The 16,080-nt window shown below is 56.4% G+C and carries 15 protein-coding genes; 13 read left to right on the forward strand and 2 right to left on the reverse strand.

The annotated features are described in order from the left end of the window. The first annotated feature begins 122 nt into the window (after positions 1-122). The 13 genes from JQT59_RS38405 to JQT59_RS14415 all read left to right on the forward strand — a co-directional run bounded on the left by JQT59_RS38405 (position 123) and on the right by JQT59_RS14415 (position 13,333). The gene (locus JQT59_RS38405; protein WP_213576693.1) at positions 123-878 is read left to right on the forward strand and encodes a WecB/TagA/CpsF family glycosyltransferase; all 756 of its coding nucleotides are present in this window, start codon (positions 123-125) and stop codon (positions 876-878) included. Continuing rightward, positions 875-1,738 carry a glycosyltransferase family A protein gene (locus JQT59_RS14360; protein ID WP_213576694.1) on the forward strand — a complete coding sequence of 288 codons (864 nt, stop codon included), beginning with the start codon at positions 875-877 and terminating at the stop codon, positions 1,736-1,738. Before JQT59_RS38405 ends, JQT59_RS14360 begins: the two co-directional genes overlap by 4 nt. Next, a complete protein-coding gene (locus JQT59_RS14365) occupies positions 1,735-2,637 on the forward strand; it encodes a glycosyltransferase family 2 protein (protein ID WP_213576695.1) in 903 nt (300 codons plus the stop codon). Before JQT59_RS14360 ends, JQT59_RS14365 begins: the two co-directional genes overlap by 4 nt. Positions 2,638-2,693: 56 nt before the next feature. After that, positions 2,694-3,842 (forward strand): polysaccharide pyruvyl transferase family protein, encoded by a 1,149-nt coding sequence (locus tag JQT59_RS14370; protein WP_249354445.1) that lies wholly within the window; start codon positions 2,694-2,696, stop codon positions 3,840-3,842. 139 nt (positions 3,843-3,981) lie between these two features. Then, positions 3,982-5,328, forward strand: coding sequence for an O-antigen ligase family protein (locus JQT59_RS14375; protein WP_213576696.1), 1,347 nt, complete (start codon positions 3,982-3,984; stop codon positions 5,326-5,328). Between the two features lie 9 nt (positions 5,329-5,337). Continuing rightward, positions 5,338-6,372 (forward strand): nitroreductase family protein, encoded by a 1,035-nt coding sequence (locus JQT59_RS14380; RefSeq protein ID WP_213576697.1) that lies wholly within the window; start codon positions 5,338-5,340, stop codon positions 6,370-6,372. Positions 6,373-6,482: 110 nt separating this feature from the next. After that, positions 6,483-7,652: a polysaccharide biosynthesis protein gene (locus JQT59_RS14385; protein ID WP_213576698.1), complete on the forward strand. Its 1,170-nt coding sequence runs from the start codon at positions 6,483-6,485 to the stop codon at positions 7,650-7,652. Further along, complete coding sequence (locus JQT59_RS14390) at positions 7,633-8,739, forward strand: acyltransferase family protein (protein WP_213576699.1); 1,107 nt, start codon at positions 7,633-7,635, stop codon at positions 8,737-8,739. Before JQT59_RS14385 ends, JQT59_RS14390 begins: the two co-directional genes overlap by 20 nt. A gap of 161 nt (positions 8,740-8,900) precedes the next feature. Then, positions 8,901-10,220 (forward strand): UDP-glucose dehydrogenase family protein, encoded by a 1,320-nt coding sequence (locus JQT59_RS14395; RefSeq protein ID WP_213577753.1) that lies wholly within the window; start codon positions 8,901-8,903, stop codon positions 10,218-10,220. Further along, a complete protein-coding gene (gene rfbB, locus JQT59_RS14400; RefSeq protein WP_213576700.1) occupies positions 10,220-11,215 on the forward strand; it encodes a dTDP-glucose 4,6-dehydratase in 996 nt (331 codons plus the stop codon). Before JQT59_RS14395 ends, rfbB begins: the two co-directional genes overlap by 1 nt. Continuing rightward, the gene (locus JQT59_RS14405) at positions 11,216-11,830 is read left to right on the forward strand and encodes a dTDP-4-dehydrorhamnose 3,5-epimerase family protein (protein WP_213576701.1); all 615 of its coding nucleotides are present in this window, start codon (positions 11,216-11,218) and stop codon (positions 11,828-11,830) included. A gap of 24 nt (positions 11,831-11,854) precedes the next feature. After that, positions 11,855-12,724, forward strand: a complete 870-nt coding sequence (gene rfbA, locus JQT59_RS14410; RefSeq protein WP_213576702.1) for a glucose-1-phosphate thymidylyltransferase RfbA — start codon at positions 11,855-11,857, stop codon at positions 12,722-12,724. 39 nt (positions 12,725-12,763) lie between these two features. Then, on the forward strand, positions 12,764-13,333 hold the full coding sequence (locus JQT59_RS14415; RefSeq protein WP_213576703.1) for a YdcF family protein: 570 nt from the start codon (positions 12,764-12,766) through the stop codon (positions 13,331-13,333). A 265-nt stretch (positions 13,334-13,598) separates the two neighbouring features. Here the strand turns inward: JQT59_RS14415 and JQT59_RS14420 are convergent, their stop codons facing one another. Together JQT59_RS14420 and JQT59_RS14425 are read right to left on the reverse strand one after the other, a co-directional pair. Continuing rightward, on the reverse strand, positions 13,599-14,042 hold the full coding sequence (locus tag JQT59_RS14420; protein ID WP_213576704.1) for an LbetaH domain-containing protein: 444 nt from the start codon (positions 14,040-14,042) through the stop codon (positions 13,599-13,601). 111 nt (positions 14,043-14,153) lie between these two features. Further along, positions 14,154-16,019, reverse strand: coding sequence for a DUF4012 domain-containing protein (locus JQT59_RS14425; RefSeq protein ID WP_213576705.1), 1,866 nt, complete (start codon positions 16,017-16,019; stop codon positions 14,154-14,156). Between the last annotated feature and the right edge of the window lie 61 nt (positions 16,020-16,080).

Genomic DNA, 16,080 nt, shown 5'->3' on the forward strand with positions numbered 1-16,080 from the left:
CGGACGTCATACCGAGGGTCCAGCACAGAAGGTGGCGACAGATCCGAAGTCTTGACGCCTAAGGCGAATTCGCCCCACGCATCCGTGTGCAATGCCGCACCGGGAAGGGAAGGGGACAGTCGATGAGGCAGCTAGCTGATCTTAGTGTCAAGAGCGCCACGATCTCGTTCAGTGTGGCGAATCTCGATCAGATCTGCCGCCAACTTCTGGAGGAAGTCCCGGGCGGCTGGCGCACCGTGATAACGCCCAATTTGCACCACATCTCCCTCATACGCCGGGATCCGAGCCTAACGGGCATCTACCAAGATGCTGACATACTCCTTCCCGACGGATGGCCCGTTGCCGCCGTGTTGTCACGAAACGCTGGTCGGCGAATCGAGCGCGTCGCCGGATCCGACATTTTGGAGCGACTTCTCGAGTCTCCCGGCGAAGATCGCCCTCTCGTGTTAGTTGGTGGGCAAGGTGGGGAGGAACTCGTAGGAATTCGCCGACGAGGCGAAGCGCAGGGGTGGAGGGTGTTTACGGAACCCGCACCATCCAATGAGGTCGAGGACGCAAAATCTCGGCGGCGTCTTATGTTGCGAATAGCAGAGAACGGTTCTGGAGGTCTGGTGATACTTGGCCTAGGAGCTCCGAAGCAAGAGAAGTTTGCTAATGAACTCAAGCGCCATGCCGGAGCAGGATTTATCCTTTGCCTCGGAATGGCTATCAACTTCAGTGCTGGTAAATCGCATCGAGCGCCTGGTTGGGTCCAGCACCTGAATCTCGAGTGGGCACACCGTATATCTCAAGAACCAAGGCGCCTCTTCCCGCGGTATGCGCGCGATGCGCAAGCCTTGATACCACTAGTCGCCGAAAATCGCAGAGGTTCTAAGTGAGCTTAATTATTGTAACGCCAATACACAATGAAGAGCAGAATATTGGGAAGCTAGCGGAACAGCTCTCGATATCAACACGTAAACCCGACGTTTGGATCGTCGTCGACGATGGGAGCACCGATCGCGGGGCTGATATTGTTCGGGGTTTAGACCTGCCCATGGAGACCATCGTCTTGACGCGGTCCAATCAGGGTGGCCTGATTGGTGGGTCGGCATTCACGGCATGGCAGTACGGCGTGGACTACCAACTCGCCAGACGCAGTGAGTTCGACTACGTGATGAAGTTGGACGCGGATGTCGAGCTCCCGAGCCAATACCTGGAGAAGGCACTCGCCGACTTCGAAAATGGCTCGAATGCGGGACTGGTCGGAGGTGTTCTGGTTGGAAAGGGGCACCGCGAACAGACGATTCATGTGCCAGGTCCCGTGAAACTCTATTCCGCGGCGGCGTACAAGGCTTTGGCCGACGTACCTCGCGTGGTTGGCTTCGACGTCATGGATGAGCTGGCGATTAAAGCGGCAGGCATGCAGATTCGTGTGAGGAGGGACCTTCCCTTCACCGTTCGCAGAGCAATTGGAGCCAGTCAGGGGTTGGTACACGGTCGGCGCAGAAACGGGTTAGTGTGTAGATGGACCGGGTATTGGTCACCGTACTTCGCTCTCCATGCTCTCCGCTACGCCGCTCGAAAGCCCTACTTCGTCGGGGCGATAGCCATGGTGCATGGCTATCTGACTGCACCGCCGGGGCCGTATCCGCACGAGCTGACCTCGGCGCATGCAGCTGAACAACGGAGGAAGCTTCGGGAAGCGGTCAAAGCTCCCCGAAGGTGGATTCGCGAAACCTACGGGATCACGCCATGACCCACGAGATCCGGTCTGTTTCTTTTGTGATCGTAGCCTTCCGAAATAACGTCGATCATCTAGTAAGGCTATGCGAGAGCTTGCTGGTCGCTGCAGATTCACTCAAAATGCCAGCGCAGGTTCTCTTAGTGCTCAACGATGATCCGGCGTTTCCGCGTACGTCTAACGTGACTGTAATTCAAGGTCACGGAAACGTCGGATTTGCCGCGGGTATTGAAAAAGGCGTACTCGCATCTGTAGGTGAGTACCTAGTTTTTGTAAATCCTGACTGTGAAACGAACGTTGAAGAGTTTAAAAGATTCTTGAGTGAAGTGCGTCTCGACGGAGGAATCGCCATCCCGATGCTCTATAACTCCATCGGGGAGTTCGATTATATGCCGTACGAGAACTGGACCTTCACACCTGGGAGAATGCTTTCGGCCAGGCTATGTCGGAGACTTTCCGCGATCAACGAGCCGCGGCTACCGAAGTACGCCAAAATCTCAGGGGCATTCGTCGGCATGGAGAGGCAGGTCGCGCTTCAGCTCGGCACTCCATTCGACACAGCCTTCTTTCTGTATGCAGAGGACCGCGATATGACCGACCGTGTCAGAGCCGCCGGGATTCCTATCACGCTTCTGAGAAATGTGCGCATCACCCACATCGGCGGCGAAAGTGGCAAGTCAGTGTCAGAGCTAGTAGCGCGATGTAAAGCCGACGGGTCCCTTAGAGTTGCATACCGACGTTTCGGTCGACCAGGTGCCTTGCTCTTCGCAATAGATCAGTGGCTGCTCGACGGCATTAAGTACCTACTGGGTCGTTCCTCGCCGAGGAGTGCGAATGCGTGGTCGGCGCGCCGATGGCGAGAAGCGAATTACTTTGATCCTGGCCCACTTACACAAGAGCTTCTGAGTAAGTAGCTGTCATCGAACGTACGTCGAGACATAGCACGTCGCCCTGGGAGAGGTTGAACATCGTGGTCGTCGATAACAAAGTCAGGGTTCTTGTCCTCTGGGCAGACAGCAGAGCGGCCAATTACGGCTTGCGAGTGCTCGCGAAAGGCAATGCCGAGATAGTGAAGCGTGCATTTCATGGGATGGACGTTGACGTCGACTTTCAGGATTTCGGCCCGGGAGACTCGCCGGTGTCATTCGGGACAAAAGCGATTCTGCGAGATGCGTTCCGGAATCGCGGTCCGATCAAATCGAAGCTCCGAGCATACGACCTGGTCATTGACTCTGGCGCGGGAGACAGCTTCGCCGACATCTATGGATTCAAAAGGTTTAGCTTCATTGTATATGCGCATCTGATGATCCGACTTCTCCGAATTCCGATGATTATGGGTCCACAGACGATTGGGCCGTTCAACTCCCGTCTCGGTCGTCTCCTAGCGCGGCAATCGCTGAAGCAGGCGCAGCTCGTCCTTACTCGGGACAGTGCGAGTACCGACTTCAGTAAGCGACTAGGTCGGGAAGCGGACCTCACGGTCACGGACGTCGTGTTCGCGTTGGATGCCCCCCAACCTCGCGGGTTCCCAGGCAGCGATGTGCTTGTAAATGTGTCGGGATTGTTGTGGTTTTCAGACAGCCATGTTGACTCGACGAAGTACAAGGAATCGGTCGTATCTCTCGTTTCCGAGCTCATCAGTTTGCAGAAGGGTGTTTCGCTTTTCGCGCATGTCGTGCATAGTCCGAGCGGTAACGATGATGTGGATGCGTGCCTGGAGGCTGTCGAAAAGATCAAGAATCAAGCTGGACATCAAGTACAAGTCCTCGTTCCGGGTGACCTCGCTGAGGCGCGAAATATGGTAGCTGCAGCAGGACTCGTGGTGGGTGCACGAATGCACGCATGCTTGAACGCAATTTCGGTTGGGACGCCGGCAATACCTTGGGCTTATTCGCGGAAGTTTAAACCGCTATTGGAAGACCTCGATTGGCATATGACAGTTGATCTTCGTGCAGATCCCCACCCGGCTCACACCACAGTTGCGATGATCATGGGTACGGATTGGGCGGAGAAAGAGCGCCAGTTGCAGGATATATTAACCCTCGCCCACGATCGGCTCGAGGAGGCGTCCACTGTGATTGGATCCTTCTATTCGAAGGATCGTGAGACTATTGGCTAGAGTTACTACCGAGGGCATCGGCAACCCTATGCGGACATACTCGGCAATAGTCGTTGCAATCAGTATCTGCTCGGCATGCGTGCTGGGCGCGGCCGTTGTTGTCGAGCCTCGACTTCTATACGTCCTTATCGTGATCGTCGTGGGAGCATTCCTTCTGGCGCAGAATCCTGACCGTATCGTATATGCAACGATTTTTCTTGCATTCTTATCGGTGCCGAATTCTTTCCCGACGAGCTTTTACGTTATGGGTGTGCAAGTTCGGTTTTATGAACCGTTCTTGGTTATGTCAGTGTGTTACGTCGCATTGCGCTACCGACGTAGGAGTCGTTTCGGCGTAACCGGCATCGTACTCGCAATTGCCTTCGGCGTTGTACTCGCCATACTTCTGTCGAATCCAGTTTCACGAATCTACATAGACACGCGACTGTTTATCTACTTGCCGATGGCGTATTTTGTCGCGTCTCGGTTCTTCGTCATTGTGAATACCAGAGCGGTCTTGCGGATGATTCCCTGGGTGCTGTGGATTTCGGCGATTTCAACAATCGCAGCGTCAGCGCTTGGTAGTAAATTGGCCCAGATGCAATCCGAGGCCGCTGGATCGACAGCCGAGGCAACTCGACTGATAGGCCCAGCGACATACGCCGCAGTTGTTGTCGTAAGCGGTGTTATTGCATTGGTAATCGGCGGTTACGCGACAATCCGAGAAACGTGGATATACTGGACGCCTGCCCTACCGCTAATGCTCTTGAGTTTTAGCCGAAATATTTTGATTTCCATATTCGTCGCAGGACTGTTCGCACTCGTAGCATCACGTTCCTGGCCGGCGGTTGTGAGGTTGATCCGGACCGTGGTAGTCACGGTTTTGGGGCTAGGACTCCTGTATTGGTCCCTGTCTGGGTTAGCCGGAATTCCGGGCGTTTCCTGGATTCAAGCACAGGCAGACGGGTTCTTGATAAGAGTGGTAGGTGGAATCGGCGGCCAAGCCATAAATCAAGATGGCTCCGCCCAATTTAGATTCCAACAGGAGAATGCCTACCTCGTTGCCGAGATTTATGAGTCGCCGTTGTGGGGCCACGGATTTGGCTTCGCATATAAACCAATCAACACGGGACGAGCGATTTCGGACAAGAGCGAAAATTTACAATACTATGCTCACAATTTTTACCTTTGGATTCTGGTGAAGGCGGGTCTAGTCGGGTTCTTGCTCATGCTAATTCCAATAGCACGTGTTCTCGGTGCGGCATTGAGAGGCGGCGGTCCGGTCCGGCTTGCAACCGGTGCAGCCGCAGCGGGACTGCTCGCCGTCTCCATTGTTGCACCGATGCCACTGGGATCCCCGACGGCTGTCCTACTGGGCCTGGTGATAGGGGCATGCGCAGGCGCATCTGCTGTTGATCGACGTCAGGGCGGCAAACCGAGTCCGCATCGCACTCGTGAGCCGATCGTCGCGGCCGCGGGATACGACTTGCAGAAGCAGAATAGTTGAGGTGTGAGGATGGACGCTGTAAAGAACGCCGCCAAGAAGTTCCTTCCGGCGGCGGCAGTCAAGGGGCTGAAGTCGGCCGTCGTCTCGAGGAAGTTGAGGTCGGCGTTCCACTACGACCTCAACCGTTACAAACAGTATTCGTCGTCGATCGTTGCGACGGAGCATCAGCACAATTTGCGGGCGCTAATAACTGAGCGCTACCACAGTGTTGAAAAGGGACTCTCGTTGCCAAGTCCCCGCCCAGGCTTTGGGGCCAACACCATAAGGACACTTCTCGGGCACGTAGATGAGTACTTAACACGGTTCGGTGCGGATGAATTCCTGGAGACTGTCGGGTCTGTGTTATCGGCGTACTTGGACTTCAATCGTGAGGCAGGTGTTGGGCAGGCCGACGTGCCTCAGTTCGACCGGATAAATGCGTTACTCGGTAAAATTGGTTCAATTCCAAACAGCGCAGGTGTCCGCGAGATAAGTCGACAGGACATCGACGTGGCGATTTCCGGAGTTGGGCTCGACTTCTTTCTGACTCGACACTCGGTCCGACAATACGCGCCCGAGCCTGTCGAAACGGATGCTGTGGAATTCGCAGCAGCGGCAGCGCTCAAATCACCCGCTGTCTGCAACCGGCAATTTAGCAGAGTCTACTCGTATTTGGAACGAGAATCGATCGACAAGGTTTTGCGGGTGCAAGGTGGAGCAAACGGATTTAGTGATCAATTGACGGGCCTCGCAATAATAACTACGAACCTGCGAAGTTACTGGAACGAGGGCCAAAGGAACCAGGCCTGGGTGGACGGCGGCCTCTTTGCGATGAGCTTCATTTTGGGCCTGCATGCTCAGGGAATTGGAACGGTCGCCCTCAACTGGAGCAAAGGCCCCGAGCTGGATCAAAAGATGCGCACTACGACTGGTATTTCTCAGGAAGAGGTAATCGTCATGTTGGTCGGATTTGGGAGGCTTCGTGATGAATACAAAGTAGCGACCTCGCCGAGGCAGTCACTCGAGTCTGTTTTAACTCTAGACCCGCCCGTTTCGCTTGTTTGATGGATCAGTTAGTGAATGGCGGCCGCACGAGAACCAGCGCACTTACCCGCGGAATGATGCGGGTAGGGGGATTTGGCGCGTCGGTGCTACTGACAGGGATCGTCAGTTTAGTGTCAATACCATTCATCATCGTTCATGCAGGAGCCGATGGATGGGCAGCAGTTGCTGTCGGGCAGAGTCTAGGGGCAATAACGGGAATTTTCACACTCCTGGGGTGGGGGCAGTCAGGTCCTACAGACGTCGCTCAGAGAGGTGACACAGACCGAGGAAGATATTTCTTCAACAGCCTCTACGTTCGCAGCCTCTCCATGGTATTTACTGTTCCAGTAACAGCGATGGGCTCAATATTCCTAGATACTGCTGCTCCGGCGGCTACGATGCTTGCTGCGTGCGCTATCCTCGTAATAAATCTCGGCGCAAACTGGTTCTATGTTGGAGAGTCGAACCCGCGAGGCTTGCTATTCTTCGATGCGGTCCCGCGGTCGATATCTATTATCGTCGCTACAGTAGCCCTTGGCCTGGGGGCGAGCTTAGTAGTATATTCTGTCATTGTCGTTTTGGGTTCGGCGTCCGCCGTTCTGCTGTCGACTTTCGATATAAAGCGACGGTACGGGCGTGTTCCATTCAGGCAATTGCGTGCACGTGAGCTTCTGGTAATCCTCAGGCGGCAGCGACATGGAATAGGCACCGCGCTGCTATCGGCTGTGTATCTATCGCTCCCTCTGCTCGTCGTCCAGGCACTGGTCCCTTCAACTGCAGCATATTATGCCCTCGCCGACAAGCTGAAACAGCAAGCGCTTACAATGTATCGTCCTATTTCTCAGACGGTTCAGGGATGGACACCGAAGGGTAGTCCATCCCTAGTTATCCAACGTGTTCGGAAAGCTTACCTCCTTACTTTGATGACCGGCCTCCTCGGTGGCGTTGTCTTTGGTGTATCTATATCGTTCGCTTCCGACATATTCAGCGGAGGGGATCTTCCAATCGGTTTCTTGTTGGGCGTCCCAATCGCTATCGCTTTCGGGGCAAACATCGTGTCCTTGACGACCGGCGTTGCCTGCTTGCTACCGCTCAAACTGGAGCGTCACATTACTATAAGTGCCGCAATTGGTACATGTGTTGCAGTAAGCGCCATCTATCCGCTTGTCTCCGCCTTTGCAGAACTCGGCGCGGCCTGGACCGTCGCCGGCAGTCAGTTGTGTGTTGCTGCGTATCAGTCAGTTATTTTGAGAGTTCATTCAAATAGAACGGTGGGGGCAAATGGCCGGATCCTACTTTGAACCACCAGTGAACGGGGCGAATCGGTTCGCACATATCGATGCGCTGCGTGCCTTTGCCGTTCTGGTGGTTGTGTTCGCGCACGCAGGGCTTGGCCATATAGTGCCAGGCGGTTCCGGTGTCACGGTTTTTTTCTCCATATCCGGCTTCATTATCACTTTCCTAGTGCTAAGGGAGCGCGATAAGTCAGGCAGCTTTTCGATCGGATCTTTTTACAGTCGACGAGTTGCGAAGATTCTGCCGCCGCTCCTGGTCGCAATCGTGATTCCTACTCTGATTTATCAGGCGTGGAAACCGATTATCTGGGCAGATTTCGCTGGTGAGATATTTTTCTACTACAACTGGATCAAGGCTGAGGGGGGAGGAGCCGTTCTCCCCGGAAGCGGAGTCGTATGGAGCCTTTCGATCGAAGAACAGTTCTACATCGTGTTTGCGCTAGTATGGATGCTGCTGGTTAAAGCTAGATACTGGAAGCAAGTACTTATTTGTATCACTGTTTTCGCGATTTTTTCGTCGACTCTGTTGCGGTTCTTAATTGCGAGTTCAGATGGGTCGGAGTCATCACGAATATACTATGGCTCAGATACACGTCTTGACGGAATCGCTTGGGGAATTCTGGTCGCTATTGTGTATCACTCCTGGCTACGGCGGGGAGGTGCTGCCAGTCGTGTGGCTAGATTCTTCGGCCATCCGTCGTCATTGTTGCTTGCGATTTTTCTATACATTTTAAGTTTGGCTATCAGGGATGACTTCTTCCGTGACACCTTGCGGTTTTCCTTGCAAAGCGTGAGTGCATGTCTGATCATCGTTTATGGACTCATGCCAGGCGGCGGATTTGTAAGGTCATTTTTTTATCGTATAGCGCAGTCGTCGGTGGTTTCGAAAATTGGACTGGCGAGCTACAGCATTTACCTGGTTCACCTTGTCTTAATGAGTCAACTATATGAAGTTACCAAATCTTGGCCCATGCCTATAAGTTTGTTCTTTTTAGTCTTCATTGGAGTGGGTGCGGGCTACTTGTTATACACTTATATCGAGGTGCCAGTTATGCGGCTGAAGGCGCGGAGAAATAGGAGTGTTGCAGTATGACCGATCAACGAACCGACGCTTCCGCGATTGTGACATTTCAAAGCTTCGGCGATCGATTGAGATTTCCACCCTGGTGTTTTCATAACGCGTGCATTCCTAGGCGGCTACGTCAGGCTGGATGGCCAAGACGATATTGTGTTGAATACGGAAAGTGAGCAATGATGAAGATTGCAGTGTTCGGCACAGGCTATCTTGGTGCTACGCATGCAGCGTGCATGGCAGAGTTAGGGCACGATGTTCTCGGTGTTGACGTTGACGCCGCAAAGTTGGCGATACTCGAGTCCGGCGGTGTTCCCTTCTTTGAACCTGGTCTCGAGGAAGTGCTTCGGCGCAATATTGCGGCGGGGCGATTGCGTTTCACCTCGTCATACGAGGAGGCTGCCGAGTTTGGAGACGTTCACTTCCTAGGCGTCGGCACTCCACAAAAAAAGGGTGAGTTCGCGGCTGATCTGAAGTATGTTGACGCCGTAGTTGAAACCCTCGCGCCTTTGCTCACGCGACCCGCGATCATATTTGGAAAGTCAACGGTTCCGGTTGGGACCGCTGAACGTCTGGGTCGGCGGGCGCGCGAATTGGCTCCTGCGGCCTCCGAGGTTGAGGTTGCATGGAATCCCGAGTTCCTGAGGGAAGGGTTCGCGGTGCAGGACACGCTTCACCCCGATCGGCTCGTTCTGGGTGTTGATCGTGACCGTCCAGGACGTGCGGAGGAGGTCGCGCGTGAGCTTTATTCACAGCTACTTTCAGAAGATATTCCGTTCATTGTGACAGACTTGGCAACGGCTGAGTTGGTGAAGACGTCTGCCAATGCTTTTCTTGCTACGAAGATCTCGTTTATCAACGCTATTTCAGAAGTCTGTGAGGCAGCCGGTGCTGACGTAACGGTTTTGGCGGATGCGATCGGTCACGATGCTCGGATAGGACGGCGCTTCCTCAATGCCGGTGTCGGGTTTGGAGGGGGTTGCCTCCCTAAGGACATCAGAGCGTTCATGGCCCGTGCCGGCGAGCTGGGAGCGGATCAGGCACTGACGTTCCTGAGGGAGGTGGACAACATCAATATGCGACGCCGGACTCGGATGGTCGAGCTGGCGCGCGAAGCGTGTGGTTCGTTACTTGGGGCGAGAGTTGCGGTGCTGGGTGCGGCGTTCAAGCCGGATTCGGACGACGTTCGCGATTCGCCCGCCCTCAATGTTGCGGGGCAGATACAACTTCAAGGTGCTGCCGTCAGCGTCTACGATCCGAAGGCGATGGACAACTCGAGGGCGCTTTTCCCAACACTCGGGTACGCGGAGACTACGCTGGACGCCTGCGAGGGGGCGGATGTTGTACTTCTTTTGACTGAGTGGTCGGAGTTCGCGAAGTTGCAGCCGGCCGACCTCGATGCCGTGGTGCGCAGGAAAGTGCTCATTGATGGCCGCAACTGTCTCGACCCGCAAGAGTGGCGGCGCGCTGGTTGGACATACCGCGGGCTTGGGCGCCCATAGTGAAGATTCTCGTTACCGGCGGTGCCGGATTTATCGGAGCTAACTTCGTGCGCACGACCGTCCGCGATCGGCCGGGCGTTAATGTCACCGTTCTCGATGCTTTGACCTACGCGGGGTCGCGACAGTCTCTGGCCGACATTGAGACTTCCATCGAGTTCGTCGAAGGTGACATCACTGATGCTGGTCTCGTCAACGTGTTGGTGTCTGAGTCGGATGCGGTTGTGCACTTCGCGGCCGAGTCCCACAACGACAACTCGCTAAAGGATCCCCGCCCCTTCCTGCAAACCAACATCATCGGTACCTACACGCTGTTGGAGGCGGTGCGCAAGCACTGCGTTCGATACCACCATATTTCGACCGACGAGGTTTACGGCGACCTTGCGCTCGACGATCCGGCAAAGTTCACCGTCAACACGCCCTACAACCCTTCGAGTCCCTACTCGGCCACCAAAGCGGCTTCTGACATGCTGGTCCGTGCCTGGGTGCGGTCGTTCGGTATCCAGGCAACTCTGTCGAACTGCTCCAACAACTATGGGCCCTATCAGCACATCGAAAAGTTCATTCCGCGTCAGATTACGAATATCCTGAGCGGCGCTCGCCCGAAGGTCTATGGCGCGGGGCAAAACGTTCGGGACTGGATTCACGTCGACGATCACAACGCGGCAGTGTGGCGGATACTGGACTCGGGCGAACTTGGCCGTACATACCTCATTGGTGCGGATGGTGAACTGGACAATGTTTCTGTCGTCGGTCTCATTCTGGAGTTGATGGGCAAAGAGTCACACGACTTCGACTACGTGAATGACCGATCAGGCCACGATCTGCGGTACGCCATCGACTCGTCGACACTGCGCGATGAACTTGGCTGGGAACCCCAATACACGACTTTTCGTGAGGGATTGCGCGCAACCATCGACTGGTATGAAACCAACCGCGAATGGTGGGAAGGCGACAAGAATTCGGTTGAGGCGCGTTACAAGGCACAGGGAGCTTAGATGAAGATCCGTGAACTGGGTGTCAGCGGCTCGTGGGAAATTACACCGACTCAGCATGGTGACGAGCGCGGCGTGTTCCTCGAGTGGTTCAAGGAGCCGACATTCGCGGAGACAGTAGGACATCGATTCAATCTCGCTCAGGCGAACTGTTCGGTATCGTCGGCCGGTGTTTTGCGCGGAATCCATTTTGCCGACGTCCCACCGGGTCAGGCCAAGTACGTTACCTGCACCAAAGGGGCGGTTCTCGACGTCGTGGTCGATGTTCGGAACGGCTCACCAACACTCGGTAAGTGGGCTTCGGTTCTGCTCGACGATGTGGACCGTCGCGCCGTCTATCTCTCCGAGGGATTGGGGCACGCATTCCTGTCACTCGAGGACGACTCAACGGTGATGTACCTGTGCTCGTCCGGGTATGCCCCCGGGCGTGAGCACGGCATAAATCCACTCGATCCCGAGGTCGGCATTGAGTGGCCGACCAGATCTCTCTCGGGGCAAACGCTTGAGATAAAGCTCTCCGAAAAGGACAGGGTGGCTCCGTCGCTCGCGGAGGCTTCGCGCGTCGGCCTACTTCCGCAGTATTCGGAAGTACGGAAGTGGATCGATGCACTCGGCTGACTACCTCAGAAGGGCGGTATGTGGATGAAAGGCATCATTCTGGCCGGTGGTTCGGGAACGCGGCTGCACCCGATCACGGTCGGCATCAGTAAACAGCTGGTTCCGGTTTACGACAAGCCGATGATCTACTATCCGCTTAGCACGCTGATGCTCGCGGGAATCCGTGACATACTGGTCATCACTACGCCACATGACGCGGGGCAGTTCCAGCGCCTACTGGGTGACGGCTCGCAGTTCGGGATTAACCTCACGTACACGGTGCAGAGGGAGCCCAATGGTCTCGCTCAGGCGTTCGTCCTCGGCGCGAACCACATCGGTCACGATTCTGCAGCATTGGTGCTCGGTGACAATATCTTCTATGGCTCGGGACTGGGTCACCAGCTTACTAGATTCAGCCAGTTGGATGGCGGTTCCGTCTTTGCCTACTGGGTTGCCGACCCATCTGCATACGGCGTGGTCGAGTTCGATGATCGAGGTCGTGCTCTGTCGCTCGAGGAGAAGCCTTCTACGCCTAAGTCCAACTATGCGGTTCCAGGCCTTTACTTCTACGACAACGACGTTGTAGAGATCTCGAAGAATCTCAGTCCTTCAGACAGAGGGGAGTACGAGATTACCGACGTGAACCGGGCCTACCTCGAGGAGGCTCGACTTAATGTTGAGGTGCTCCCGCGTGGCACGGCGTGGCTTGACACCGGCACTGTCGATTCCCTGCTCGAAGCTTCGAATTATGTTCGTACCATTGAACACCGACAAGGATTAAAGATCGGTGCCCCGGAGGAAGTGGCCTGGCGGCAGGGATTCATCTCTGATGACGAGTTGAGATCGCGCGCCGGCAACTTAGTAAAATCGGGTTATGGGGCCTACCTCCTTGGGCTTTTAGAACGGGGACGCTGACCGAAACTCGGGAGTCGATGACGCAAGAGGACTGTAGACATGGTTCGCATCCGATGGATATTGTTGTTCTTCGTCGGTGCTTTGTGCGGTCTCGTGATAGCGGCTGTTGGCCTCGGTCTCGCAGGCTATTTCATCTATACCAAGTCACGAATTGACCCCTTGAAGCCGGTTGATGCCATCATCGTGCTTGCAGGGGAGCACGACGGCCGCGAGGAGTATGGGATCGACCTTGCGCGCAGAGGTGTTTCGAGGCACGTGGTCCTATCAAACCCTCATTTTGAAGGCGATAGGACGATGTCGGCCTATTGCGACCTGAAGGATTCGCGACTGACCGTCAGGTGTATTCCACCACAACCACCAACAACTCGCGGCGAGGCAATATTCACTCGTGAGCTTGCCGCGGAGAACGGGTGGGACAGTGTGCTCGTAGTGAGCTGGCGCTACCACTTGCCCCGGGCGCGGTATATATTCTCGCAGTGCTTCGACGGCGATGTTTCGATGCGTGCGGTCCCACGCAGCTACGACTTCAGCCTGGCCGAGTGGGAGTACACATACCTGTATCAGACAGTCGGGTTTGTGAAGGCGTTCTTGCAAGGACCTTGCGGATAGGGGCGGGGGAATGTCCGACTGCCGTGCCGTCGAATAAGCTCCATTGCAATGGCAGCACGTTTGTTGCACACCAACAAAGACTTTGTGACGGTGAACCCCATATTGGATAGGGCCAGGCGTGACCATGTTTTGCGCTGAGATATCCGTTGAATCGGAACTGCGACTGGGGATCCAGCGATAGGCGAGACTCAGTTTGAGCTCGATCCACTTCAGCCCTAGTTCGACTTAGCAAGGGCGCGGCTCGTTCCACCGCGTCGATCGCACATCACACTGCCTCGCTGCGGACAACCCTGTCCGCGCCGACCACAGTCGTGCCTGGGGCCACATCCTTCGTTATTACAGCGTTCGCACCTACCTTGCTTCCCGCGCCAATGATCAAGGTGGCACCGTGCTTAGGGGCCACGACTGCGCCGGTGGCGATGATCACGCCATCCTCAACTATGACTCCGAAGGGTGTGCCAATTGCCGACGACCCAGCTCCGATCGTCACTTGATGCGCAATTTGAACGCCGCGACCAATCGTGGTGTCTGGATGAATTACTACGCCGAGGCCGTTGTGCCACAGTCGGACGTCATCGGCCACGGTTGCCTCAGGAGGTAGTGCATTGCTGTAGATGAGAGCGTTGACAGCCTTCAGCGCTCGTGCTGAACGGCGCCAACCTGAACGGTGCAGTCGTATGCTGAGTAGCCAAAGACGCTCGGGTTTCATGAAAGCATCATGCCGTGTCGGGTCCTGTCGTGCTCGTTGACTTACCAGGTGAGGACTTCGATTAGCGTATCCGGCGAGCAGCGTGGCGGGCCGCAGCTTCGTAGCGATCGCTCAACCTCCGCAGACGGGCACGTTGACGGTCACCGTCGGATCATCCACCAACGGCTGGACAGGCACACGCGCCTCACCGGGCACGGTCGGTTCCGTCAGCTCGTACTTCACCTCGGTCGTGGCGCCCAGCCGGATCGGGACGAGGGTGTCGAACACCGGATGCCCCAGCTCCTTGCCAGTGAGGAACATCGTCGGCTTCCCGTCGATGGTCACATTCCGGAGCTGCGCGCCCTGGGTGGCGAGGAGCGACAACGCAGACACATTGGTGCCCTTGGGCACGTTGAGGGTGTTGATGAAAGTGCCCGCCACATAGTCGGGGAAGTCCGCAGAAGGCACGGTGTTGGTCAGTCGCACCGTCACCGTGGACCGTCGCGTGTCACCCTCACAGCTCTCCGCCGTGTAGTCGATCTCGCGCGTCAGGTAGTAGTCGAGCTTGCCGCCCGCCTGGTTGTTTATCACCACGCCGGCGAAAGGGGCGGGGTCTTCGGGAACAGTGTGCCCGAGCGGGGTGTCCGCCAGTACAGCCTGCTCGTCCGCGTGCGCGCTCCACACTGCGATGCGGCGCTCATTCACGCCGCGGCCCAGTGCGTCAAGCAACTTCTGCGGTGAAGTGATCTGGCCGGTCATCTTGTCGATTACACGCGCGGCGACGGTCTGCAGATACTGTTTACGCGCGTTGTTGTCGTTCGCGAAGCGCACGTAGGAGGTTGATTCGGTGAGTTCGACGACGTTGTCGGCGTTGATCACCTCGCCGTCCGGCATTGTGACCGGTCCGATGGCCCCGAGCACATAACTGAGGGCTACCGGATCGGTCGCGATGGCGCCGTCTACCTGCTCACCCGAATCCTGCGCCCACAGCGACTTCCAGATCTGCGCGGCGTACGGGAAGTGCGAGCTGAGATTGCTGTTGCGCGAATCCGTGGTGGGGCGGCTACGACCGTACTGGGCGGCGAACTCCGGACCGAGATCGAGCGGTTGACTATTCATGGGCAGGTCGGAGTTGCGGCCCAGGCTGTCTACCCGCGCCACCCCGTCGTTCGCGCGAACGACGCCGTATCCACCCAGCAGGCCGCCGGTACCGCGAGCCTCAGCGTTGGTCTGGAATGCCATGAAATAGCTGCGGGGGCCGTCGGCACCGAGCATGCCCGGTGCGATTTCGGCGGCAATTGCGGTGTTACCAAGAAGTTTCGCTAATTCTTCGGTTTGTACCTGAAGTTGGGTTCTGGCATCGATAACAGCGTCGAGGTACGTGGGCTCGGAGATATTCTGTGCCTCGATATCCAATTGCTCAGCGGCATCGGCTGTCTCGCCGAGTACGGGGGCGGCATCCCGGAGCGGCTGCAGGTTTACCTTCCCGCCGGCAGCGATCAACTCATTGGGGGCGAGAGAGGTTCCTGCGGCGACCGCCGGTGTGAGCACCTCCGACGTGAGACCCCTTACGACGGCCGAGATTTGCTGCGACGTTTCGAACGGGCTTCCCAGCCACGGTACGGCCGCCGCGATACTCCACGGGATCGAGTGGGTGTTGTCGAACGCGCGGGACGCGTACTTGTCCGCATCTGCCGACGAACGCTCCGCGTCAACTGGATTACCGTCCAGTAGGGCGTCTTTCGCGAGCTGGGCGTGCTGCCGAGCCTCGGTCAGATTTGCCTGTGCCACGCGGGCGGTGTAGCCGAGCCAGGCCCCGAAAGCCACCACGACCAGGGCAGCAATTGAGCCGCCAGCGATAATCCGGCGCCGTCGTTTGTAGGTTTTGCTGCGCACCGTGGTGCGCTTACGTACACGCCTGGGGGCGTCTGCTGGGCGAGTCGCGTCCTGGGGGTCAGGAATCTCGTCTCCCGATGTGCCCGTGACGTTGTCATCCATGCAGATCGGCTCCTGTCTAGTCGGTGGGCTGAGCGTAGCGTGAAGTGCGATACTCGTCCGA

This window comes from Rhodococcus sp. USK13, from assembly GCF_018343855.1.
GTDB classification, from domain to species: Bacteria; Actinomycetota; Actinomycetes; order Mycobacteriales; family Mycobacteriaceae; genus Rhodococcus_F; species Rhodococcus_F oxybenzonivorans.

Excerpts from the sequence above, each read along its gene's own strand:
- JQT59_RS38405 (WP_213576693.1), top strand. The coding sequence starts at position 123 with ATGAGGCAGCTAGCTGATCTTAGTGTCAAGAGCGCCACGATCTCGTTC.
- JQT59_RS14365 (WP_213576695.1), top strand. The coding sequence starts at position 1,735 with ATGACCCACGAGATCCGGTCTGTTTCTTTTGTGATCGTAGCCTTCCGA.
- JQT59_RS14380 (WP_213576697.1), top strand. The coding sequence starts at position 5,338 with ATGGACGCTGTAAAGAACGCCGCCAAGAAGTTCCTTCCGGCGGCGGCA.
- JQT59_RS14390 (WP_213576699.1), top strand. The coding sequence starts at position 7,633 with ATGGCCGGATCCTACTTTGAACCACCAGTGAACGGGGCGAATCGGTTC.
- JQT59_RS14395 (WP_213577753.1), top strand. The coding sequence starts at position 8,901 with ATGAAGATTGCAGTGTTCGGCACAGGCTATCTTGGTGCTACGCATGCA.
- JQT59_RS14405 (WP_213576701.1), top strand. The coding sequence starts at position 11,216 with ATGAAGATCCGTGAACTGGGTGTCAGCGGCTCGTGGGAAATTACACCG.
- rfbA (WP_213576702.1), top strand. The coding sequence starts at position 11,855 with ATGAAAGGCATCATTCTGGCCGGTGGTTCGGGAACGCGGCTGCACCCG.
- JQT59_RS14415 (WP_213576703.1), top strand. The coding sequence starts at position 12,764 with ATGGTTCGCATCCGATGGATATTGTTGTTCTTCGTCGGTGCTTTGTGC.
- JQT59_RS14420 (WP_213576704.1), bottom strand. The coding sequence starts at position 14,042 with ATGAAACCCGAGCGTCTTTGGCTACTCAGCATACGACTGCACCGTTCA.
- JQT59_RS14425 (WP_213576705.1), bottom strand. The coding sequence starts at position 16,019 with ATGGATGACAACGTCACGGGCACATCGGGAGACGAGATTCCTGACCCC.